We start from the raw sequence: 25,159 nt of genomic DNA, 5'->3' as shown, positions 1-25,159 counted from the left end.
GCTGTTTTTTTTCGAATTCGTCCTGTTGATTTTTTACCATATAAGTCAAATAAGTTTTTTGCCGAGGATGGATTTTTTTAAACCATATAAGAAATAGCACTACATATAAGTTTTGGCACGCTTAAAAGCGCCCAATTGGATGTAAAGGGAATCTACATAGTTTATTTTTGAAAGAATCATTTAGTCTCGTTGTGCAAATATGCACGAATCATTTGTAAAAAAATCTATAATTTCTCAGATTTTTTTTAAAATCTGTGGAAACCTATGTTTCAAAAAAAAAGATCCACAATTAAGCAGATCTTTTGGATTTTAATATATACTAGGATATTTTGTAGGATTGGCTTCATGCATCAATGCGTAGGCTTTTTCATAAATGTCTTCTATAGAAGGTTTAGAAAAGTAATCACCATCTGTTCCATAGGCAGGGCGATGTGCCTTGGCTGATAAGGTTTGTGGTTTGCTATCAAGGTATTGATAAGCATTTTGGTCTTCAATGATTTGTTGTAAAATATAAGCAGAGGCTCCACCAGGTACATCTTCGTCGATGATTAAAAGACGATTGGTTTTCATAATGCTTTTTACAATGTCGTGATGAACATCAAAAGGAATTAAAGATTGAATGTCAATCACTTCACATCCAATTCCTATTTCTTCGAGTTCCTTAGCGGCTTCCATTACCAAACGTAAAGTCGAACCGTAGGAAACTAGAGTAATGTCAGTTCCTTCTTTAATAGTTTCAACAACACCAATTGGAGTTTTAAATTCTCCATAGTTTGTTGGTGTTTTTTCTTTAAGTCGGTAGCCATTTAAGCATTCGATAACAATAGCAGGTTCGTCACACTCCATCAAAGAGTTATAAAATCCGGCTGCTTTGGTCATGTCTCTTGGAACCAAAACATGTATTCCTCTTACGGCATTGATGATCATTCCCATAGGTGATCCTGAGTGCCAAATCCCTTCGAGGCGATGACCGCGAGTACGAATAATTAAAGGGGCTTTTTGTTTTCCAAAAGTACGGTATTGTAAGGATGCTAAGTCGTCACTCAATATTTGTATCGCATAGAGCATATAATCCAAATACTGAATTTCGGCAATAGGTCTCAAGCCTCTTAAAGCCATTCCGATTCCTTGTCCAATAATAGTAGCTTCACGAATTCCAGTATCGGCTACACGCATTTCGCCAAATTTCTCTTGAAGTCCTTCTAAACCTTGATTCACATCGCCAATTTTTCCAGAATCTTCACCAAAAATTAAGGCTTCGGGATATTTAGCAAAAATAGCGTCAAAGTTATCTCTAATAATCATACGCCCATCTGAATCCAAGGTGTTTTCTTCGTCGTATTCTGGCGCTACTTCTTTAGCAGACAAAACATTTTGAGCTGATTCGGAATATAATTTTGAGTTAAAGGCTATTTGGTATTTTTTTGTAAAAGCTTTGATCCACGCAATCAGTTCTGATTTTTCAGTACTAGGGGCAAAGAGTCTTAAAGATTTACGGGCCGCTACTAGAATTTCTTTTTTCAAAGGTTCTTTGATTCCTTGTAGTTTTTTGGCATGTGCCAAAACAACTTTAGGATTTATAGAAGCGGCTGCTATTTTTTCTAATAATGCTACGATTTCTTTTTGTTCCTTTATAATTGGTGTAATAAAGGTAGTCCACGCTTTCTTTTTAGCTTCGAGTACTTCTTTTTTGGCTTTAGCATCAATAGCATCAAGTTCATCTGGAGAAGCAATATTAATGGCAATCATCCACAAACGCATTTGTCTAATGCAATCGTATTCTTTTTCCCAATCTAAACGTTGTTTGCTTTTGTATCTTTCATGCGAGCCTGAACTAGAGTGTCCTTGAGGTTGTGTTAATTGCTCAACGTGTATTACGACAGGTATATGTTTTTCACGGGCAATTGTTTCTGCTTTTTCATAGGCAGTAACTAAATCAGAATAATCCCAACCTTTAACTTTGATCAATTCCAGCCCATTGGTACCTGATTCAATTTGGAAACCTTTCAATATTTCTGAAATATCCTCTTTGGTGGTTTGGTGTTTGGCATGAACAGAAATTCCATATTCGTCATCCCAAATACTAATTACCATTGGAACTTGCAATACTCCAGCAGCATTGATAGTTTCAAAGAAAAGTCCTTCAGATGTGCTGGCATTGCCTATTGTTCCCCATGCAATTTCATTTCCTTGATTAGAAAAGTTTTCTTGATTGGGGATATTGGTAATATGTCTGTATATTTTAGATGCTTGGGCCAAACCTAAAAGTCTTGGCATTTGAGCTGCTGTAGGGGATATGTCTGAACTTGAGTTTTTTTGTTGTACTAAGTTCTTCCAACTCCCATCTTCATTCAAACTGTGGGTTACAAAATGGCCTCCCATTTGTCTTCCGGCTGACATGGGTTCTTCGTTAATGTCTGTGTTTCCGTATAAACCTGCAAATAATTGTTCTGGAGTTAATTCTCCAATGGCCATCATGAAGGTTTGATCGCGGTAATATCCTGAACGGAAGTCTCCATTTTTGAAAAATTTAGCCATTGTAATTTGTGGCAATTCTTTTCCGTCGCTAAAAATTCCGAATTTAGCTTTTCCTGTTAACACCTCTTTCCTTCCTAACAAACTGCATTCTCTACTGGTGATTGCAACGGTATAATCGTTCAATACTTCGGTTTTGAAATCTTCAAATGTCAATGCAGTGTTGTTTTTTTCTTTTATCATTCTCTATGAAGGGTTAACTTAATGTGGCGCAAATTTACTTAAAAACTGGCTATTTTCATAATCGAATATAAAAAATATGGTATTAATAGTGTTGAGAATTACGTATTATTTTGCTTGTTTTGTTGTTTATTTAGCTTTTAAACCCTGTAAAAATGATTATTATTTAATTTAATAAAATTAAAATCAGAATCTTTTAAAACCATTTTCTATTGAAAAGGTTTAGAAATATTTTTGGGGATAAGGTGATGATAAAACGGATTTTTTCGTTGTATTTATTGTCGTTTATTTCCCATCCATTTGAGGAATAGACTGGAAGGTAAACTTCAAAGTAGTCAGTAACCAAGTTGAGTCTAATTCCGCTATCAAATACAAAACGATCCATGTGGTGTTTGTTTTTTAAGTAACCTAGATCACCATAGACTTCAATCCAATTCCATATTGCATAACCTCCATTTAAAGTGGTCATCCATTGATTTGCAAATGGAGTTTCAAGTTTTGATTTGAAACCACCTTCGGCTATAATCAATTGTTGACTAAAAAAACCACTGTCTTCTGATCTTCCATAATAGTTATAATCAAACATGTAGTCTGTTGGACGATCTAGTGAAAAGCTAAAGAAATTGGAATTGGTATTGTTGTGGATAAAAGTACCAGCGTACCATCTCAAATTGATTTGGCGGTTGTTTTCAAATAGTTTTCGATAAGAGACCTCTGCAATGGCTTTGCTAAATTTACTAGCCACTTGTATTTCTGACATAAAACTAAAGTGATTGGTAACTTCAGTTTTGGTGTTGTAATATTTTGCATTGAAAATCGAATAATTTTCGTTGAAATCGGATTTGATGATTTCACTCTCTTGACGATTGACCAAGACTTGACGTAAGTAGATTAATTCTTTGCGGTTGTCTCTAAAATCTTCGTCTCTAATTCGCAATTGAACTGAAGGGTTGAATTTGAAATAAGTAGCGTCAGGTGCGTAATGGAAATAAGATCCTGACAAGGCGTATCTGGCATTGAAAAGTGTACTATTGCGATAATTATGGTTAATGGCTATGGAACCTGAGCCCGAAATAGTTTGCGTATTCGTTGAATAGGCAGGAGTGATATCAAAAATAAAAGGCTTATCCAAAATGGTTTTGTTGTGCAAACGCATTCCCAAAATAAGACCGTCGTATATATTGAACTCTACGGTAGGTACATACAAAACTTGATTGTAATAGGGGTCTTCTAAATCCTTCATAAAGACAAACTTCACGGGACGATTGTTGGGAAAAAAACCTTTCAAGGACTTCCAGTTGTTTCTTAAATTGTACTCTGGAACTTCGTTTTTATAATTGAGTACAATCTTATCAGCATCTTTTCGCTCTACGGTGAATAAACTGTCTTTTTTTTGAAAGTCAAGCCATTTTTTAAAGACAATTTCTCCGTTTTTAATACCATAAACGGGTATAGGAACGGTTACTCCTGTTTTATTTTTGACTGAAAAAGATATGCTGTCTTGTGTTTTAGACACATAATCAAATTTGTAGTCGATTGCTTTTCTGGAATTAATTATTGTGCTGAAAAACCAATTGATATCCGTATTAGAATTTTTCTTTAGAATGTTCTCAAAATCCTTATTTGAAATGTTTTTCCCTTTTTTGCTGCTGTATAATTCATGAATGCTATTGCTAACACTGTTGTTTTCAAGATAATTATCTAAAAAACGCAAACTTAAGCCCGCTCTATATTTACTGGCAATTTGTTCGTTGAATTTTATCAAAGCATCTTTTGGGGTATTTAATGGTTGGTCCAGATTTTTTCGAGCCATTAACATATAGAAATAACTATACTGCTCATTAAAATCGAGATTGGTTAGGTTGAAACTTTTTAGGAGTTTAAAACTAGAAGCACTCCCTAACATTTTGCTGTTGGGATGATTCAATTCAATGTATTTCATCATGGTGTAGACCTGAATAGCATCATGAATCCACGCGTCTTTTCTATGATCAATAAACAAACTGTTTTTGAGGTAGGCATTTAAAAAGGTTTTTAAAAACTTGATTTCATAGGTGAAATTATCCGAAAACGGACTGATAAATGAAGGCAACTGGTTTAGTCCATAAAAAGGGTTGCGTTCGTAGTCTGACTCAGAAACGACTATTTTTTCAAAAGGATATTGGCCAATTCTAGCCGCAGCAAATTGAACCACGCAATCAATCACTTGTGACTTTTGGATGGTAGAAATTTTATTGTCTTTTATATTGGTAAGTACTGTCAATCCGTTGGATTCGTAATTTTCAAAACTGGGTAACGGCTCAATAAATAAACTAAAGTCGGTTCTATTGGAGCCTGAAATTTTGTTGAGGCTGTAATCGGAATAGGATTTAAAGTGTTCAGTATTTAAATCGGTTGTCAGAAAGTGATTTACAGGAATTTTTAATTCGATCTCATAATTAGAAACAGCATTGGCAATATCATCTAAATTTTCGTTGTTGTATTTTATAAAATTATGATTATCGTAACGGGCAGGAGTGAGAAACCAGTTTTTTAAATTCAATCCCTTTTCATTATTATATCCATATTTTGTAAAAGCATCACTAGGGACTTTCACAACATAGGTGAGTTGCATGTTGATTTTTTCATTGGGCAATAGTTTGTCTCTTAAGCGAACGTGAATCACATCTGGAACATCGGTATTTCTATTCCAAGCAAGAAACAGTTTATTTTGGTCAATAATCGTTATGTTTTGTGTGCTACCTCTTTCTTCTTCTTTTGCCAGATGAAAACCACGATAAAACTCATCAGAAAAGCGTCTTGCTAAAGGAGAATTTACATTAGAATAGGCGTGGTTCCAGTCGTTTAAAACGATAACATTTAGTGTGTCACTAGATTGATTGTAGTAGGTGATTTCTTGTTGTATATTCAAGGTTTTTTCATCAATATTTACTTCAACAAACATTTTAGAATGATGTTGTCCGTATTGTTTCAAACTAAACAATAAAAAAAATAAAATTTTGACAAATAATTTCAATTGGGGTGGTATTTATTAGTACTAATATACGTTAAAAATGCAGTTCTAGTTTGAAGATGTTTAGAATCATTTAAAACCTATAACTTGCATATAAAAATGGATATGTAGAGTAATCAATAAAAAGCTACCCCTGAGAGTAGCTTTAGTATTAAAAGTTGGGTTTTAAATTGTATTTTTTGTAGAAGTTGTCCAGAACAGTTACAACTTCTTCTGCAGAATCCACAATTTTGATTAGATTCAAATCTTCAGGGCTTACGGTTTTTTCTCCTTCTATCAAAACGGTTTTAATCCAGTCGACTAATCCAGTCCAAAAAGTAGTTCCTACAAGGATAATAGGGAATTTGGCAATTTTTTTGGTTTGGATTAAGGTCAAGGCTTCAAATAATTCATCCATGGTTCCAAAACCACCAGGCATTACTACAAATCCTTGAGAGTATTTGACAAACATTACTTTGCGTACAAAGAAGTAATCAAAATTCAAGTTTTTATCCGAATCAATATAAGGGTTGAAATGTTGCTCAAATGGCAATACAATATTCAAACCTACAGAAGGACCACCACCTAAATGGGCTCCTTTGTTACCTGCTTCCATAATTCCAGGACCACCACCAGTAATGACACCATATCCCGCTTTTCCTATTTTGAACGCGATGTTTTCTGCCAGTTGGTAATAAGGGTCTTCAGGTAGTGTTCTTGCTGAACCAAAAATGGTCACACAAGGACCAATACGTCCCATAGTTTCATATCCATTGACAAATTCGGCCATGATTTTAAAAATCGCCCAACTGTCATTAGTTCGTATTTCGTTCCAAGTTTTTTGTTTTAAACTATCTTGGATTACTTTATCTTCATCATTGTCAAAATCTTCCAGTCTCATAAAATAAAAGTTAATAGGTTTAGTAATAGTTTTAGGAATTAGCTCAAGTCATTTTTTCTGAAATTTTATAAACTAATAATTTCTGTTATAAGCAGATTTTATAAAATACTATTTTATCGGTAAGTCCAGTAAATAAGACTGTCGAGCTGCTAACGAATATAACTTTTTTTAAAGAAAAATCCAATAAAATGTGCAAATTTATTGGAGTTAAGATTTGAAAATAGTAGTGTTAGAATTGGAGCTTTGCAATAGGTTTTTGGTTTTTATTTTGCAAAAGCTTTATAATCTGTTAGTTGTAAGGAGTTTTGTGTGAGATAGGCGATTAGATGCAGAAGAATATTTTGTCAGCCCTTTATTTCACTTGAATTTTAGGAATTCTTATTCCATTGATCAAATCGGTCATTTTCGAATTGTTTGTTTGTACATACTCTAGAAACTTTAGGATGTCTTCTTTGGTGTTAAAGTAGTTGCGGTAAGAGTAGGCATAAAGAACGAGGTAAGTTCCTTTGTCGTTTTGTTGTTGCTGGTAGCGATACATATTCCATTCTAGAATGTTTTTGCCTCCACTTAGCATAAATGAAATTACTTTTTCGTCTTTATTCAGCGATTTCTCGACTTTGAACTGGACCATTGGGTTGGTTTTTTTTAAATTGTTTAGTTCGTTCAATTTCATGTTACTGACTTGTTCAATAGAAATCTCAGATTTAATAGCTTCGACCATCAGCATTTTTTGATAGGTCTCAAATTTGTTGTCGGAAGCTCTTAAATATTCTTGTTTGTAATAGGTGTCATTGGGATGAGAGCTCCATGCCAACTGGTAGTTTTTATTTTCAAATTGCAATACCGAACCTGTAGATAGATAATCGATAATGGTATCGATTTGGAAAGAAAGTAATGTCAAAGAGCAAAATACTAATGACAAAAGAGCGATTTTTTTCATTGATGAGGTTTTGGATTTTAGTTGGTAAGTATCAAATGTATGATAAATTCGTACGAAATGATGATGAGGAGTGAAAAATCGTGTAAGCGTAAAGGCAAGTATTCCGCTCGTGCCTACAATCAAAATAATGTATTTTGTAGGTTTTTAGCTAATTTTAGACTCTGTTTTCTTTGCTTGTATGATCGGAACGCTTGAACCTGAAGTCTAAAATAGCTTTTTAATGCAACATATTTAGAGCAACACCTTGTGCATTTTAATTTAAGACCACAAACGTTCCATCATTTCCGATTAATAGTTCTTTAATTAATGAATTTGGTTTTGAGTTTCCTTCAAAACAGGAGCATGATGCGGGATAATCACAGTTGTATAGTATGGATACTTTTACCTGATTCCCTTTTGAGTTTTCAATATCGCTTAATACAATAATCTCTAGTTCGTCAAAATTAGCCCAACCTCCATTATGGCAAAAATCTAATGGGTTAAAAAGTCTAATATTCTTTATTATTTGAGATTTGATTAATTCCTTGTCGAGCATATTTTGATTTGTCTTGTTAGTTGAAAAACCAAATTTAGTTATTTACTCAGAGATTTTATAATGTGGTATTGGATTGAGGATAAAGTTGTCGAGAAAGTTTGCGAATACCATAATTAATTATCAGTGAGTCTGCGCAATTGGATTTTTTTTAAACCATATAAGCCATATAAGTTTTTCGTTGTCTATCGTTAATTAGGGTAATAAAATTAAGGAGAATAGAAGTTCATATAAGTTTTAAAACGCTTAAAAGCGCCAAACCAGCTGCCATGCAAATCTATAAAGATTTGTTTATTGCGAGGAAGGAAGCAATCACGTATACAGCATCTTGACTTATTATTCTATTATTTGATAGTATAAAGATTTTTTTGGCTATGTGTTTGTGTTTTCGAAATATCTAGTTGAGTTGGTATCCAATTATTAAATTCAATGAATTTGTTTTAACCTCTCCATTTCCCCAAACTTTATTCTTACTTGTATTAGTTAATCCTAGATTTTCTCTAACTTCTATAAAAATAGAGTTTTTTTTATTTAATTCAATTATTTTTCCTAATCCAATCGATAATCCAAAATCAGTTTTGTGGTTATATTTTGTAGTTTCAAATGGTTCATTATTTAGGAAATCTATATTTCCCAAGTCATATGTTATATTTGATTTTAATAAATATCCAATATATGGTCCTCCATTTATGAAGAAACTATTTCTGTTAGTAAAATTATATTTGATCATTATGGGGAAAACCAAATAATCATAATTTTTCTTTGATGTAAAATTATAAACTTTAGAAGATCCATTATTATCAAATATCTCTAATGTGTTATCTGCTTTTTGACTTTTGCGCTCGTAATTAAGGTCTAATTTTAAACTCAATTTTGATTTGATTATATATTCAATATTTATCCCACCTAAATAAGCAAATGCAGGACTTTCTGAATACAATGGAGTACCTGGAATGTCATAACCTCTGAAATTTGAATAATTTAATCCACCTTGAATTCCGAATTTAATTTTTGAATTTTGTGAATAGTTTAGTGTTGAAATTAATAGAAATGTAATGCTCAAAATTAATTTTTTCATAATTTTCTGTTTTTTGTTTTTTCGAGCAAAATATCGCCCAGCTAATATATATGTTTGATAGCGAGTATATATTATTTGTTTTCAAATTTATTGTTTTTTTTCTTACAAATCATCAATTACACTTTTTATTTATTGAATACTTTGATACCCATGTAAGCTTATATATGGGCACTAGAACTACCGTTATAATCTAGAAGTCCTGGTGTATCTTGATTGTTCGCGTGAGGGATAGTAGTGGAAAGCCCGCAGACAATTGTAGCGAGAGCGGAACTTGTTGAAGACTTGCAACGTATAGCCCGACCCGCAGTTGCGAGGAGGAACGACGAAGCAATCTGTAGGGTCACGCCCAAATTTCACCAATTCTAAAATTTGTGCTAATTCGTGCAATTCGTGTTTTAACTCAGCTTCCAACAGTTCATAAAAAAACCACCTAGTTTATCGCTAAGTGGTTTCGTGTATATATAAGGATTAGGGTTTACATCTTTTTCATTTGATCTTTCATCATTTTGATTTGATCATTTAGCATGCCTTGTTTGTCAAGTTTTTTAGCTTCGTTCAATAAATTAGTAGCTTCCAGTTTTCTTCTTCTAGTCATAGCTACACCAGCAAGGTTTAATTTGGCTACAGCTAAATCCATATCCATAGAAAGTCCTAATTCAATTGCTTTTTTGAAATGCTTTTCTGCTTGAACCAAATTCGTTTGCGAAAGCATGATTCCGTGTAGGTAATTAAAGTATCCTTGTTGTTTTTTGACTAAAGCGCCTTCTGGATTTTTGATATAGGATAACATTTTAGTAGCGCCCGGGAAATCTTGTTTTCTAAGTTTTAAGAACGCTAATAAGATAAATTCGTTTTTGAAATAAAGAAAAATTGGAATTAAACTCAAAAGAATAAGGAATATTCCGTTACCAATATTGTTCTCTGTGAATTGCCAAATGCTGGTAATTAGGATTAAACCAGCTAAGATTAATTTGATATTTTTGTGAAACATAAGTTTTGTTTATATTTAAGTCCGCAAATATAGTAAAATGAATAGGATAGTCCCAAAACAAAAGTCAAAACTATAAAGGGATTGATAATAGGTGTTTTACAAACTAATATGAGTAGTTTTTGATAAAATGAAGCTGTATTATGAATAATAATAAACTGGTTGTGAAGCTTAAAAGAAGTAGGATTTGATATTATTTAAATATTTTTAAAAAACTACTTGGTAAAAAAAAAGTCTTTGTATATTTGCACTCGGTTTCAAAAGAACAAACAAGATATATAAATAAGATTTTAAAGATACAAAGCAATGAGTAAAAGAACATTTCAACCATCGAAAAGAAAAAGAAGAAATAAGCACGGATTTATGGACAGAATGGCTTCTGCGAATGGAAGAAAAGTTCTTGCACGTAGAAGAGCTAAAGGAAGACATAAATTGACTGTTTCTTGTGATCCAAGACACAAAAAATAATGTTTTAATTAACATAAATAAGGCGTTACTTTTTTTAGTATCGCCTTTTTTTATACCTAGTCGGATAAAACTTATAGAACGTATTTATCTTTAAGACTTTAGCTGAGAAATATTTATAAAACACACCTTAATTATATAAAAATGCCGAAAGACACATCAATTAAATCCGTTTTAATAATAGGTTCAGGTCCAATTGTAATTGGTCAAGCTTGTGAATTTGATTACGCAGGATCACAGTCTGCAAGATCCATTCGTGAGGAAGGAATAGAAGTTATCTTAATAAACTCGAATCCTGCGACTATTATGACCGACCCTTCTATGGCGGACCATATTTATTTGAAGCCTTTAACTACTAAATCAATTATTGAAATCCTTAAAGAACATCCTCAAATTGATGCTGTTCTACCTACAATGGGAGGACAAACAGCTTTGAACTTATGTTTGGAAGCTGAAGAAAAAGGGATTTGGACTGACTTTGGAGTGCGAATGATTGGTGTTGATGTGAACGCCATTAATATTACTGAAGATAGAGAGCAATTCAAGCAATTACTTAAAAAAATCAATGTTCCTACAGCGCCTGCTGAAATTTGTACTTCGTACTTAAGGGGTAAAGAGATTGCTCAGGAATTTGGTTTCCCATTGGTAATTCGTCCTTCGTTTACCTTAGGAGGAACTGGAGCTTCTATCGTTTACAAACCTGAAGATTTTGATAGATTACTAACACAAGGTTTAGAGGCTTCTCCAATTCACGAAGTGTTAATTGACAAGGCTTTGATGGGATGGAAAGAATACGAATTAGAGCTTTTAAGAGATAAAAATGATAATGTGGTGATTATCTGTTCAATTGAAAATATGGACCCAATGGGAATCCATACTGGAGATTCGATTACAGTAGCACCAGCGATGACATTGTCAGACACGACTTTCCAAAAATTACGTGACTATGCTATCCTAATGATGCGTAGTATCGGAAACTTTGCTGGAGGTTGTAACGTACAGTTCGCGGTATCACCAGACGAAAAAGAAGATATCGTTGCGATTGAGATCAATCCTCGTGTATCTCGTTCTTCTGCTTTAGCTTCTAAAGCGACTGGTTACCCGATTGCAAAAATCGCTTCTAAATTGGCTTTAGGGTACAACTTAGACGAATTGCAAAACCAAATTACTAAATCAACTTCAGCTTTGTTTGAGCCAACATTGGATTACGTAATTGTGAAAATCCCACGTTGGAACTTTGATAAATTTGAAGGTTCTGATAGAACTTTAGGATTGCAAATGAAATCAGTAGGTGAGGTAATGGGAATTGGACGTTCGTTCCAAGAAGCCTTACACAAAGCTACTCAGTCTTTAGAAATCAAACGTAATGGTCTTGGAGCTGACGGAAAAGGATATACTAACTATGAACAAGTAATTGAGAAATTAACTTATGCTAGTTGGGATCGTGTATTTGTAATTTACGATGCAATTGCCATGGGTATTCCGTTGAGCCGTATTCACGAAATCACAAAAATCGACATGTGGTTCTTGAAACAATACGAGGAACTTTTTACTCTTGAAAAAGAAATCGCTAAATATACTGTAGCGACTTTACCTAAAGAGTTGTTGTTAGAGGCGAAACAAAAAGGTTTTGCTGATAGACAAATAGCACACATGATGAGCTGTTTAGAAAGTGAAGTGCATACTTTGCGTATGGACATGAAAATCAACCGTGTATTCAAATTGGTAGATACTTGTGCGGCTGAGTTTGAAGCAAAAACACCTTATTATTACTCAACTTTTGAGGCTGAAATCGAAAAAGCTAATGGAGAACGTTTTGTTGACAATGAAAGTATTGTAACAGATAAAAAGAAAATTGTAGTATTGGGTTCTGGACCAAACCGTATTGGACAAGGAATTGAGTTTGATTACTCTTGTGTACACGGAGTATTAGCAGCTAAGGAATGTGGTTATGAAACCATCATGATTAACTGTAATCCAGAAACGGTTTCAACAGACTTTGATACGGCTGATAAATTATATTTCGAACCAGTTTTCTGGGAGCATATTTATGACATCATCCAACACGAAAAACCAGAAGGAGTTATCGTTCAGTTAGGTGGTCAAACGGCTCTTAAATTAGCGGAAAAACTATCTAAATATGGAATAAAAATCATCGGAACTAGTTTTGACGCACTAGATTTAGCGGAAGATAGAGGACGTTTCTCTGATTTGTTAACAGAGTTAAAAATTCCTTTCCCTAAATTCGGAATCGCTGAAACAGCAGATGAAGCTTCTGATTTGGCTGACCAGTTAGACTTCCCATTATTGATTCGTCCTTCTTATGTATTGGGTGGTCAGGGAATGAAAATTGTAATCAACAAACAAGAGTTGGAAGAGCACGTTGTAAACTTGCTAAAAACAATTCCTGGAAACAAATTATTATTAGACCACTATTTAGACGGTGCTATTGAAGCAGAAGCAGATGCCATTTGTGATGCTGACGGTAATGTTTACATCATCGGAATCATGGAGCATATCGAACCATGTGGCGTGCACTCTGGGGATAGTAACGCTACTTTACCTCCTTTCAACTTAGGAGAGTTTGTAATGCAACAAATTAAAGACCATACACATAAAATTGCTAAAGCTTTAAAGACTGTTGGTTTAATCAATATTCAGTTTGCGATCAAAGACGATACAGTTTACATCATTGAAGCAAATCCAAGAGCTTCTCGTACAGTACCGTTTATTGCAAAAGCGTATGGTGAGCCTTATGTAAACTATGCGACTAAAGTAATGTTGGGTCACAATAAAGTAACTGACTTTGACTTTAATCCACAGTTAAAAGGATACGCGATTAAGCAACCTGTTTTCTCTTTCAGCAAGTTCCCGAATGTAAACAAAGCATTAGGACCAGAGATGAAATCTACAGGAGAAAGCATCTTGTTTATTGATGATTTAAAAGACGATGCTTTCTACGAATTGTATTCTAGAAGAAAAATGTACTTGAGTAAATAATCACTCTATATTATAAATACCAAATAGGCTGTCCCATAAAGATAGCCTATTTTTTTTGGATTATTTTAAAATCAGGAGCAGCACATTTGTCTTTTTTAGGAGCATTGTTCCCGTCTTCCGCTATATCTTGTAGGGAGGCTCCTTAAACTTCGGGGAGCCTCCCTACAAGGATGCCGCTGCAACCGGGGCTAAAGAGAAAGATTTTGGTTGTCTAGGAGAGATCTGTATACTGTTCTTGGTTTGGTTGTAGCCGACTATTTACTACAATATAATTTGATAGGATTGTTTCGCAATAGGCTGTGAATTATTTTTTTTCTATTGAAATATCTGTTACTTTTGGAAATTAAAATTGGTTTACCAGTTTTGTATTTGATACGATTAACAACCATCATTATTATTTTATGAAAAAAGCAATTATTACCATCGCCTTATTTGTTGTAAGTGTTACTGAAGCGCAAGTATGTGTATGGAATATGAAAAGTTTAAAAAAAGCCAAAGCTTCCAATACAGAGGAAGTACAGTCGATTGTTCGTGATGCGGATAAAAAATTAACACAAACTATTACCACGGTAATGGATAAGGAAATGACTCCATCCAGTGGTGATAAACATGATTATATGAGTATGGGGCGCTATTGGTGGCCTGACCCCAAGAAAGCTGATGGTTTGCCTTATATTCGTAAAGATGGAGTTTCTAATCCTGAAATTGAAAAGTTAGACCGCTATCCTTTGGGGAGTTTTGCCAAGAGTGTAGAAACACTTTCATTGGCCTATTACTTAACTTCTGACGAGAAATACGCACAGAAAGCGGTTGATAATTTAAGGATTTGGTTCATCAACGAAGCTACTAAAATGAATCCCAATATGAATTACGGACAAACAATTCCTGGAGTCAGAAACGGATTGGGTAGAGGAGAAGGGGTTTTAGATACCTATTCTTTTCTAGAAATGCTTGATGGAGTGGAATTACTAAAAAAATCAAAATCTTTTACAGATGCAGACCAACAAGCGATAAAAGAATGGTTTTTATCTTACGTCAATTGGTTGCAAAACTCACCAGTGGCGGCGGAAGAGCAAGCTGCTAAAAACAACCACGGTACTGCCTTTGACGTGCAATTGGCCCGGTATGCAATGTTTGTAGGAAATTGTGATTTAGCAAAGAAAATAGTGAATGAATTTCCACAAAAAAGATTGTTTGCTCAAATTCAGCCAGATGGATCACAACCTTTAGAACTGGCTAGAACGACTGCTTTTGGTTATTCTGTTTTTAATTTGACTCACTTTTTAGATATGGTAAATATTGGACAAATATTAAAAATTGATTTGTTGAAAGCAAAATCTAAAGATGGAAGAAGTATCCTGAAAGCTATTGACTTTTTAGTTCCGTACATCAATAAGCCGGTAGCCGAATTTCCATACAAGCAAATCAGTGATTGGGAAGGTGTTCAACTCAAACTTTGCTGGCAATTGTACCGTGTGGATCAGATGTTGTCAAAACCACTTTATGAAAAATATTATAAAGATGTATTGGCTTCCAGTAAAAAGTACAACGAGTTTATTTTGTACTAATAAATATTAAAGCCCCGAATTGAAGTTTGGGGCTTTTGATTTTAGTCGATTAATACAGAACGGATAGTTTTACCGCTGTAATCATCTTCAGTGTCAGCATAAAAATAAAAATATACTTTTTGATTATCAAAAGAGAACTTGTAGTTTCTTAGCATATTAGTTGTACTGCTTGATTTTATATAGTCTGTTCCTAATTTGTTAATCACGTTGGTCATAGTTGTAGTACTCAGATCTATTTTCCATCCATTTCCTATTTCATAGGGATATTTAGTGTATGTTAGTTTCGTTATTCCATCACTTAAAAAAGTATAGAAATTAGAGCTATTTACATTTGCAATAGTTACTAATTTTGTGCTTTTTATAACTATGAAGTTGACTCCTTTAGAAGTATATTCCCATTTCTCTGCAGGTGTCGAAGCTGTTAAGTCCGTTTTTACTTCTGGTTCTCCAAGAAGTTTAATGATTTTATCTGAAGTATCAGAGTTAACAGTTATTCCTTCAACGGTTTTGAAATCTATAATTCCGTGTTTGTAAAAAGATAGGTTTATATTTTTAGATTGGGAGTTAGATTTATTCTTTAATTCGGCATAAATTTTACCAGTTGTAGCTTCTGTACTAGAAACTTCATAAGAAGTGTTGGAAATTTTTGTAATTTTTATTTTTGAATTTGTTGAAGTAAGGTTCGTTTCAGTAAATCCAGTTCCTTCCAAGGTTATGGCTATTGGTTCCTCAATATAAACATCTGTTTTGTTAGCCGACATTGTATTAAATATTACATTAGGGTCTTTGTCGTCAGATGAGCAGGAAATACAGAGTAATAATCCTAGTCCTAGAGACCATACGGCATTTAATTTTTTCATTTTAAGAATGTTATTGGTTAATTATTAGTGCACAAACATATTCTATTAAGAATCATATTACAATACCCACTTTTAGTGATATTCTTAAATTTTATTATAATTATTTTTTTGCTGTTTAATTGAGGAATTTTAATAAATCGAATCCTAATGTGTTAGACTCTTTATTTTATGTTTAATTCTTTGATTTCAAAACTAAATTGTGAAATAAATTTTTATATTTACAAAGACCTCATTTGATAACAAAGCATTAAAATAAGCATGATAGCCAAAAAAGCATTTATATTCGATTTAGATGGAGTGATAGTAGATACCGCCAAATACCATTATCTAGCCTGGAAAAAAATAGCAGATACATTAGGAATTAATTTCACTCATGAACATAATGAATTATTAAAAGGGGTGAGTAGAGTTCGTTCTTTAGATATTATTTTGGATTTAGGAAAATTTGATGCTTCTCAAGAAGACAAAGACAAATGGTTGGTTCAAAAGAATGAGGAATATTTGTCTTATTTGGTAGATATGGACGAAAGCGAAATTTTGCCAGGTGTTTTTCCCATTTTAAAATATTTGAAAGAAAAACAACAGCCTATCGCTTTGGGTTCCGCTAGTAAAAACGCACGTCCCATTTTAGAGAAAACTGGTATTATGTCCTACTTTGATGCCATCGTAGACGGTAATGATGTTAGTAATGCCAAACCCGATCCTGAAGTTTTCTTGATTGCAGCTCAAAAGTTAGGGTTTACACCAGAAGAGTCTATCGTTTTCGAAGATTCTATAGCGGGAGTACAAGCTGCTAATATTGCAAAAATGTTGAGTATCGGAATAGGAGATGATACTACTTTGCATGAGGCCAAATATGTTTTTCAAGATTTTACGCATATTGACACACATTTTATTGATACGATTATTAACAAACGTGTGAATTAGATTGTAACTATTTAGAATTAGTAGTTCCTGAGTTTCGAAGTTCCTAAGGTTTTGTAGGCAATTATATAATCATCAATAAAAAAAAAGAATAGTTTGTTTCTATTCATTAAAGAAAACTTAGAAACTGAATGAAAGGAATAGTTAAGATTTGAACCCTAACTAAGTATTAAAACTAATAAAAAGCATAACAGAATGAACCAAGATTATATAAAACCAGACAATTGGTCAATCATAGAAGAAGGATTTGATGTAGAAAGAGTGAAATCATCTGAAAGTCTTTTTAGTATCGGTAATGGAGCCATGGGGCAACGCGCCAATTTTGAAGAGTCTTACTCTGGTGAAACTTTTCAAGGAAGTTATATCGCTGGTATTTATTATCCAGACAAAACAAAAGTAGGTTGGTGGAAAAATGGGTATCCTGAATATTTTGCCAAAGTATTGAATGCGCCCAACTGGATTGGAATCGATATCGAAATAAACGGAGAAGTTCTAGATTTACATGCTTGTCAATCGGTAACCGATTTCCGTAGAGAATTGAACATGAAAGAAGGCTGGTACCTACGAACTTTTACTGCTCAATTACAAAATGGAGTTGAAATTTCGGTTGCTATTCGCCGTTTTTTATCGTTAATTTTAGATGAAGCAGGTGTGATTAATTATGAAATTACACCACTTAATAAGGATGTTTCCATTACATACAAACCTTATGTGGATGCTGGTGTAACGAATGAAGATGCCAATTGGGATGAGAAATTTTGGGAACCGCTAGAAGTTAAGCACGGAGGCAATAGCGGTTTTGTGACTGCTCAAACTTTTAAAACCCATTTTAAGGCGACTACTTTTATGCACAATAGCATTTTAGAAGAGGATAAAAAATTGGATATCGTTGCTTTGGGCTGGGATGTTACTACAGAAAAGGTACAAGCAACTTATGAAGTACAAGTATCGAAAGGTAAAAAATCGGCTATTCAAAAAATCGGAGGGTATACCGTTTCATTAAATCATACCGATACACTAACTGCGGCAGAAAATGTAATTAAAGAAGCAGCCATTATTGGATATGACCAATTATTAGAAGATCAAATTCAAGCTTGGGCTAAGATTTGGGAGATGTCAGATATTACCATTGAAGGAGATGTCAAAGCGCAACAAGGAATCCGTTTCAATATTTTCCAACTCAATCAAACCTATTTAGGAAAAGACAGCCGATTGAATATTGGACCCAAAGGATTTACAGGTGAAAAATACGGAGGCTCTACTTATTGGGATACCGAGGCCTATTGTATTCCGTTTTACATGGCGACCAAAGATCAACAAGTGGCTCGTAATTTATTGACCTACCGCTACAATCAATTGGACAAAGCCATTGAAAATGCGACCAAGAATTTAGGGTTTAAAGCAGGAGCAGGGGCAGCTTTGTACCCGATGGTTACTATGAATGGTGAAGAATGTCATAACGAATGGGAAATCACACATGAAGAGATTCACCGTAACGGAGCGATTGCTTTCGCCATTTACAATTACTATCGTTACACTGGTGATTATAGCTATATTCCTGAAAAAGGACTGGAAGTATTAATTGCTATTGCTCGTTATTGGCATCAAAGGGCGAGTTTTTCAAAGGCTAAAAATCAATATGTAATCTTAGGCGTTACAGGTCCTAATGAATACGAAAACAACGTCAATAATAATTTTTATACCAATTATATTGCTAAGTGGTGTATTGATTATACTCACGAACAAATTCTGAAAGTATCATTAGAATATCCCTTAGATCACAAACGCATTATTGAAAAAGTCAATTTAGCCGATGCAGAATTGCAAGATTGGAAGAAAGTGTCTGGCAATATGTATTTTCCAAAATCGGAAGAATTAGGTATTTATCTGCAGCAAGACGGATTTTTGGATAAGGAATTGGTACCTGTTAAAGACTTAGATAAATCACAGCGACCAATTAACCAGAAGTGGTCTTGGGATCGTGTATTGCGTTCGCCTTATATCAAACAAGCCGATGTTTTACAAGGCTTTTATTTCTTTGAAGATCATTTTACTAAAGAGGAATTGAAACGCAATTTTGAGTTTTATGAGTCCTTTACCGTTCATGAAAGTTCGCTTTCTCCTTGTGTACACTCGATTCAAGCTGCAGTATTAGATAAAATGGATATGGCGTATGCATTTTACCTTCGTACCTCTCGTCTGGATTTAGATGATTACAACAAAGAGGTAGAAGAAGGTTGCCATATTACTTCAATGGCGGGAACGTGGATGAGCATTGTAGAAGGTTTCGGCGGAATGAGAGTCAAAGACAATGTCTTGCATTTTACACCCAAAATCCCAAAAGAATGGCAAGGGTATTCGTTTAAAATTAATTTTAGAAACCAAATTTTGACAGTAAAATGCAATCATGAAGGAGCTTCTTTTGAAGTAGATGGCGATCAAGATTTGGAATTAATTGTAAACGGACAAAAGATTATGGCTTCTAAGAAGTTAATGGTAAGTTAGGAGTTTCAATCTTCATATAAATTTAAAATAGGGTTTCAATTAAGAATTTGTTTTTTTAATCGAAACCCTATTTTTTTTGATTTGTACCAATATGAGTCAGGATGATATTTATCATATTTTATAAAATTGAATTTATCGAATTTTGTTCCACTTTTAGAAATAAATAAAAATAGAACGAATGATAAATACAAACTCACCTCACAGTTTTCATATTCCAGTAATGGGTTTGGGATATACTATTGATAGTCCGATTAGAGTGGCACATTACGGAATTTCATCAGTAGTTTCGATAGTTGATGATGATTTAATCGAAAAGATGAACCGCTTTTATAGCCAAAAATTCAACTTTAAATACCAAGAAATTACTCAAAAAATGCACGATTATCGTGCTGAAAGAGTTACGGCTTATTTGAATTTGATGGATACAATTGTGAGGCAAAAGTTTCATGATTTCAAACAAGAATTAGCCGCCAGTAAAGAAGTGTTGACCAATTATTTGGCAATGTTACCACAAACGTCAGAACTCAAACTAGGACTTCAAACAAGGATGGAAGAAGGGAAAGAAGCCATTTTAAATTATCTCGAAAACAATTTGTCAGCGGGTGTTATTGATGTGAATATCATGACCAAAGTGGATAAAGATAATTTTGACAAAGACGAACAATTGCCAGCAGAATTCAATGATGCACATGCGTCATTACGTGGTTTTGCTAATAGTAATTTGACTTCATCAGTTGTTTTATCAGCAGGGATGAATCCAAGATTGTACAGCTATTTTGAGAATTTTGATTGCTTTTTTCCAAATGAAAATAATCAATTAGAGAAGAAAATTATCTTGAAAGTAAGCGATTTTCGCTCGGCGATGATTCAAGGGAATTTTTTAGCCAAAAAAGGACTTTGGGTGTCAGAGTACCGTATCGAATCTGGCTTGAATTGTGGAGGACATGCTTTTGCTACCGAAGGTTTGTTGTTGGGACCAATTTTAGAAGAATTCAAAGAGAAGAAACAGCAATTAATACAGTCCGCTCATGAATTGATGCTAAAAGCTTTAACAATTAAGGGAAAACATATTCCAGAACAACCTTTAGAATTAAAAATTACCGCTCAAGGTGGCGTAGGTACAGCGCAAGAACACGATTTTTTACTGAAAGAATATCAGTTGGATTCCATTGGCTGGGGTTCTCCTTTTTTATTGGTTCCTGAAGCAACTTCGGTGGATCCTGATACCCGTAAATTATTGGCAAAAGCCAAAGAAGCCGATTTTTATTTAAGTAATATTTCGCCTCTCGGAATTCCATTTAATGCGGTTAAAGGAACCACCAATGAGTTTTTCAAACAAAAGCGTATCGATGATGAAATTCAGGGAGTTCTTGTCCGAAGAAATTTTTAGCGCTAAGCAAAGAATATGGTGCCAAAGGAATGTGTTCGGCTTCCAAGAAATACCAAGATTTAAAATTAGAAGAATTGGAGTCTCAGAAAGCAGATTTAACAGCAGAGGCTTTTGCTAAAAGAAAAAATGTGATTACCGATAAATCTTGTTTGTGCGTTGGTTTGGCTAATGCTTCTTATCTAGAAAATGACATTGTAATCAAAGGGCAAGAACAAGGGGTAATTGTGTGTCCTGGACCTAATTTGGCTTACTTTGAGCATGAGGTTTCCTTGTTAGAAATGGTACAACATATTTACGGAAAGTCCTCTGTTTTGACGGTTACTAATCGACCTAATTTGTTTGTGAACGAATTGAAAATGTATGTGGACTACTTGAGAAAAGAGATTGCTGATTTTTCAGAAACAATTTCGGCTGGGCAGATAAAAAAATGGAAAACATTTAAAGAGAATTTATTAAACGGAATTCAGTATTACCAAGAATTATTTAGTAATCCTACAGTTTTAGCTGAAAATAATGAAAAAACGAAACAACAATTAGATTTTTATATTTCAGAAATTGAAGCGATTTTCATACCTGAACTGGCAGTATCTTTTTAACAATAACAATATAATATTTTAAACCATTAAGGGATTAAGACAATTGAATAAAGGAATGTTTAATGAAACTTAATTTCTTAATGGTTTTTAATTCTGATAAAATTAATATTCAATATTAATCCGATATTTTTTTTAAGCTATTGTGGTCTTTGAGGATGATCTTTTTACCGTCTAATTCAAGGAAACCTTGTTTTTTAAAATCGGATAGTAAACGAATACAGCTTTCAGTTGCTGTTCCTATCATGCCCGAAAGTTCTTCTCTGGTGAGTTGAATATGTAAAGAACCGTCTGGATTTTTACCAAATTGAGTTTCTAGATATAATAATGTTCCGGCTAATCTTGCTTTTACATTTTTTTGAGCCATAGACACCATTTGGTCGTCTGCATCTTTTAAATCTCCACAAATGGACTTCATCACATTCATGGAAAATTGGTTGTTCTTATCAAAGAAACCTAGAATCTCAGCCTTTGGAATAAAACAAACTTCCATGTCTTCTAACGCCACAGCACTCAAATTGGCAGGTTCATCACTAATCATAGAACGTTGTCCTAATAATTCACCAGGCTTGATGAGTTTTACGATTTGGTCTTTACCATTAGCGCTAAGTTTAGACAACTTACACACACCGTCTTTGATACAATAAATACCATTGACCGTTTCTCCTTCAGCAAAAAGAGGTTCTCCCTTTTTAACGATGTAAGAAGTTTTACAATCAGCAATTTGTAACAATTCTTCTTTGTTTAAAGCCTTTAGTGAGCTAAATTCTCTGACGATACATTGTTCACATTTGCTCATTTTACTTCCATTTTTGATGTTTTTTCAAAATTACTAATTTCTATGACATATATCATATTTTACGCCACATTCATTCTAGAAATTTGCAGTAGGTAAATGAGTAAATTATGGATACATCAAATTGTTTCCATTGTGGATTAGCGATTGTAAAGGCTGAAGGAATTGTTTTTGACAAAAAAGATTTTTGTTGCAATGGGTGCAAAACCGTGTACGAAATCTTTTCAAATAATGATTTGACTTGCTATTATGATTTTGAACAATCCCCTGGAGCAACCCCTTTAGACATTCAAGGTAAATATGATTTTTTAGACAATGAGCAAATTGTTTCTAAGCTCTTAGAGTTTGAGGAAGAAAATACGGCTATTGTTTCCTTGAGTGTACCACATATACATTGTAGTTCCTGCATCTGGATTTTGGAAAACTTGCATAAACTAGAAAAAGGCATCAGTAATTCACAGGTGAATTTCAATCAAAAGAAAGTGCGAATTGTATATGACAAAACAGTTGTGGATTTAAAATCGATTGTGCTTTTGTTGAGTAAAATTGGTTACGAACCCTATATCAGTCTCGAAAATTATGAAACAGGTACGCAAAATGTAGACAGGAGTTTGACCTATAAATTAGGTGTGGCTTTCTTTAGTTTTGGAAATATCATGTTGCTATCGTTTCCTGAGTATTTTGAGGTGGGCGAATTTTGGTTAGATACCTACAAGCCTTTCTTTAGAGGATTGATTTTCGCTTTGTCTTTACCCGCCTTTTTGTATTCTGCCAGTGGGTATTATGTTTCGGCATATAAAAGCATCCAATCCAAAATGTGGAATATCGATGTTCCCATTGCTCTGGGTATCATTGTGATGTTTGTGCGTAGTGTAGTCGATATTACATTCGATTATGGTTCTGGATTTTTTGATAGTTTGACAGGATTAATCTTCTTTATGTTATTAGGAAAATCGTTCCAACTCAAAACCTATAATTTTTTGAGTTTTGAACGCGACTTTAAATCGTATTTCCCTATTGCCATCACTCGAATAGGAGAAGACAATAAGGAAGAAAGTATTCCTGTTTATGAGATTGAAAAAGGAGACCGATTGTTGATTCGTAACCAAGAGTTAATTCCCACTGACGGAATTTTGATGAGTGAAAACGCTGCTATTGATTACAGTTTTGTAACTGGCGAAGCTGTTCCAGTAACCAAAAAATCAGGTGATAAAATCTTTGCGGGAGGCAAGCAGAAGGGGAAAGTAATCGAGATGCAAGTATTGCATTCGGTTTCCCAAAGTTATTTGACCCAATTGTGGAGTAATGAGGTGTTTCAAAAATCGGTTGACCAAAAACACAAAAGCATTACTGATGCAATAAGTCATTATTTCACTCCAATGCTTTTACTGATTGCTTTTGTTTCCTTTGGGTATTGGATTTTTATTGATACCGCTATTGCTTTTAATGTTTTCACTGCAGTTTTGATTGTGGCATGTCCCTGTGCCTTGGCGTTAACGGCACCTTTTACGCTGGGTAATGTCTTGCGTATTGTGGGGAAACAAAAATTGTATCTCAAAAATGCTTTGGTAATCGAACAGTTAGCCGCTGTAGATGCCATTGTATTTGATAAAACGGGAACGATTACCACCAATAAAAAAGCGGCGATTAATTACAAAGGAAAAGAATTGACAAGCAATCAATTACTATTCGTTAAAAATGGATTACGAGCGTCTAATCATCCGTTGAGTCGAATGTTGTATGACTTTTTACCAGAAACAAAAACGATTAAACTGGATGACTTTGTCGAAATTACAGGCAAAGGCATTCAGGCTACTAAAAATGGGATTGTAATCAAAATGGGTTCGGCTGCTTTTTGTGGAGGGAATGAAAATCATGATAATGTGACTCAGAATACTTCGGTACATATCCAAATTGATGACCAATATATTGGAACATTCGAATTTAAAAATCAATACAGAGAAGGATTAGTGGAATTATTCGAAAGTCTAAAAGATAACTATGAGTTAACCGTACTCTCGGGAGATAACGAAGGGGAGAAGGAAACTCTAGAAACTATTTTGCCAAAAGGAACCCAGTTGGTTTTCAACCAAAAACCAGATGAAAAACTAGAATTTATCAAAAAACTACAAGACTCTGGCAAAAATGTGATGATGGTAGGCGACGGGTTAAATGACGCTGGCGCTTTGGCACAGAGCAATATCGGTATTTCAATTTCAGAGAACGTCAATGTTTTTTCACCCGCTTGCGATGGAATTCTAGAAGCCAATGAATTTCAGAAATTGAATTATTTTTTGAAACTGTCTAAGAAATCGATTTTTGTAATTAAAATGAGTTTTGGCTTGTCATTATTGTACAATGTAGTGGGATTGACATTTGCAGTTACGGGGAATTTGTTGCCCTTAGTAGGTGCTATTTTGATGCCGTTGAGCACCATTACGATTGTCAGTTTTGTGACCATAATGAGTAATTATTACGCAAGAAAGTTAAGTGTTAAAAAACATTAAGTAATTAAGTTTATTAAGACTTAATGAATCTTAATTTCTTAATGGTTCAACTGTTAAGTTCTAAGCATTTTTTAATCGAATGCTCTAATAGTTTGAAATTATTTTTGTAAACCATGATAAATGTCATGGTTTACACCAAGGTCAAAGTCTAATTTTGTTCCTACAAATTTAAGGTATGAGTGTTATTTATTTATTAATCTCCATTAGTATCGTGGTTGCGATTGTTTTTTTTATCGCCTTTGTGATGGCAGTAAAAACAGGGCAATATGATGATGATTATACCCCTTCAGTGCGAATGCTTTTTGATGACGAATTGTCAAAAGAAAAAAAAGTATCGACTGATGAGACAGTTGTCTGTAACAACACTATAGTAACAAAAGATTCAAATCAATTAAACAATTAATT

General features: G+C 33.9%; 16 protein-coding genes and 1 pseudogene. 8 read left to right on the top strand and 9 right to left on the bottom strand.

Annotated features, from left to right (window positions below):
- Positions 1 to 309: 309 nt before the first annotated feature.
- The 7 genes from ACNH59_RS15145 to ACNH59_RS15115 form a co-directional block, all read right to left on the bottom strand.
- Positions 310 to 2,718 carry an alpha-ketoacid dehydrogenase subunit alpha/beta gene (locus ACNH59_RS15145; RefSeq protein WP_418263354.1) on the bottom strand — a complete coding sequence of 803 codons (2,409 nt, stop codon included), beginning with the start codon at positions 2,716 to 2,718 and terminating at the stop codon, positions 310 to 312.
- Between the two features lie 193 nt (positions 2,719 to 2,911).
- Positions 2,912 to 5,731 carry an aminopeptidase gene (locus ACNH59_RS15140; RefSeq protein WP_418263353.1) on the bottom strand — a complete coding sequence of 940 codons (2,820 nt, stop codon included), beginning with the start codon at positions 5,729 to 5,731 and terminating at the stop codon, positions 2,912 to 2,914.
- Positions 5,732 to 5,879: 148 nt separating this feature from the next.
- Complete coding sequence (locus tag ACNH59_RS15135) at positions 5,880 to 6,608, bottom strand: TIGR00730 family Rossman fold protein (RefSeq protein ID WP_418263352.1); 729 nt, start codon at positions 6,606 to 6,608, stop codon at positions 5,880 to 5,882.
- A gap of 352 nt (positions 6,609 to 6,960) precedes the next feature.
- Positions 6,961 to 7,548 (bottom strand): hypothetical protein, encoded by a 588-nt coding sequence (locus tag ACNH59_RS15130; protein WP_418263351.1) that lies wholly within the window; start codon positions 7,546 to 7,548, stop codon positions 6,961 to 6,963.
- Positions 7,549 to 7,801: 253 nt separating this feature from the next.
- Complete coding sequence (locus ACNH59_RS15125) at positions 7,802 to 8,083, bottom strand: hypothetical protein (protein ID WP_418263350.1); 282 nt, start codon at positions 8,081 to 8,083, stop codon at positions 7,802 to 7,804.
- A gap of 394 nt (positions 8,084 to 8,477) precedes the next feature.
- Positions 8,478 to 9,158 carry a porin family protein gene (locus ACNH59_RS15120; RefSeq protein WP_418263349.1) on the bottom strand — a complete coding sequence of 227 codons (681 nt, stop codon included), beginning with the start codon at positions 9,156 to 9,158 and terminating at the stop codon, positions 8,478 to 8,480.
- Between the two features lie 475 nt (positions 9,159 to 9,633).
- Complete coding sequence (locus ACNH59_RS15115) at positions 9,634 to 10,149, bottom strand: DUF2892 domain-containing protein (protein WP_418263348.1); 516 nt, start codon at positions 10,147 to 10,149, stop codon at positions 9,634 to 9,636.
- Positions 10,150 to 10,452: 303 nt separating this feature from the next.
- On the opposite strand from ACNH59_RS15115, the gene rpmH reads away from it, so the two are divergent.
- The 3 genes from rpmH to ACNH59_RS15100 all read left to right on the top strand — a co-directional run bounded on the left by rpmH (position 10,453) and on the right by ACNH59_RS15100 (position 15,179).
- Positions 10,453 to 10,614 (top strand): 50S ribosomal protein L34, encoded by a 162-nt coding sequence (gene rpmH, locus ACNH59_RS15110; protein WP_026706823.1) that lies wholly within the window; start codon positions 10,453 to 10,455, stop codon positions 10,612 to 10,614.
- Positions 10,615 to 10,755: 141 nt separating this feature from the next.
- Positions 10,756 to 13,611 carry a carbamoyl-phosphate synthase large subunit gene (gene carB, locus ACNH59_RS15105; protein WP_418263347.1) on the top strand — a complete coding sequence of 952 codons (2,856 nt, stop codon included), beginning with the start codon at positions 10,756 to 10,758 and terminating at the stop codon, positions 13,609 to 13,611.
- A gap of 401 nt (positions 13,612 to 14,012) precedes the next feature.
- Positions 14,013 to 15,179: an alginate lyase family protein gene (locus tag ACNH59_RS15100; protein WP_418263346.1), complete on the top strand. Its 1,167-nt coding sequence runs from the start codon at positions 14,013 to 14,015 to the stop codon at positions 15,177 to 15,179.
- A 41-nt stretch (positions 15,180 to 15,220) separates the two neighbouring features.
- Here ACNH59_RS15100 and ACNH59_RS15095 read toward each other — a convergent pair whose 3' ends face one another.
- The gene (locus ACNH59_RS15095) at positions 15,221 to 16,039 is read right to left on the bottom strand and encodes a hypothetical protein (RefSeq protein ID WP_418263345.1); all 819 of its coding nucleotides are present in this window, start codon (positions 16,037 to 16,039) and stop codon (positions 15,221 to 15,223) included.
- A gap of 261 nt (positions 16,040 to 16,300) precedes the next feature.
- Between ACNH59_RS15095 and pgmB the strand changes: the two genes are divergently transcribed.
- The 3 genes and pseudogenes from pgmB (at position 16,301) to ACNH59_RS15080 (ending at position 21,454) form a co-directional block, all read left to right on the top strand.
- Positions 16,301 to 16,966 carry a beta-phosphoglucomutase gene (gene pgmB / locus ACNH59_RS15090; RefSeq protein WP_418264906.1) on the top strand — a complete coding sequence of 222 codons (666 nt, stop codon included), beginning with the start codon at positions 16,301 to 16,303 and terminating at the stop codon, positions 16,964 to 16,966.
- A 192-nt stretch (positions 16,967 to 17,158) separates the two neighbouring features.
- A complete protein-coding gene (locus ACNH59_RS15085) occupies positions 17,159 to 19,468 on the top strand; it encodes a glycoside hydrolase family 65 protein (protein ID WP_418263344.1) in 2,310 nt (769 codons plus the stop codon).
- Between the two features lie 178 nt (positions 19,469 to 19,646).
- Positions 19,647 to 21,454 (top strand): annotated as a pseudogene (locus ACNH59_RS15080) (hypothetical protein).
- 115 nt (positions 21,455 to 21,569) lie between these two features.
- On the opposite strand, the gene ACNH59_RS15075 reads toward ACNH59_RS15080, so the two are convergent.
- Positions 21,570 to 22,250: a Crp/Fnr family transcriptional regulator gene (locus tag ACNH59_RS15075; protein ID WP_418263343.1), complete on the bottom strand. Its 681-nt coding sequence runs from the start codon at positions 22,248 to 22,250 to the stop codon at positions 21,570 to 21,572.
- A gap of 107 nt (positions 22,251 to 22,357) precedes the next feature.
- Here ACNH59_RS15075 and ACNH59_RS15070 point away from each other — a divergent pair, with 107 nt between their 5' ends.
- Positions 22,358 to 24,754 carry a heavy metal translocating P-type ATPase gene (locus ACNH59_RS15070; protein WP_418263342.1) on the top strand — a complete coding sequence of 799 codons (2,397 nt, stop codon included), beginning with the start codon at positions 22,358 to 22,360 and terminating at the stop codon, positions 24,752 to 24,754.
- 175 nt (positions 24,755 to 24,929) lie between these two features.
- Entirely contained in the window at positions 24,930 to 25,157 is a 228-nt protein-coding gene (ccoS, locus tag ACNH59_RS15065) for a cbb3-type cytochrome oxidase assembly protein CcoS (RefSeq protein ID WP_418263341.1), read from the top strand.
- The last annotated feature ends 2 nt before the right edge of the window (positions 25,158 to 25,159 follow it).

Source organism: Flavobacterium faecale (assembly GCF_048320115.1).
GTDB lineage: Bacteria > Bacteroidota > Bacteroidia > Flavobacteriales > Flavobacteriaceae > Flavobacterium > Flavobacterium faecale_A.
Note: the sequence above shows the minus strand (reverse complement) of the source record. Positions and strands in the feature narration are given on the sequence as shown.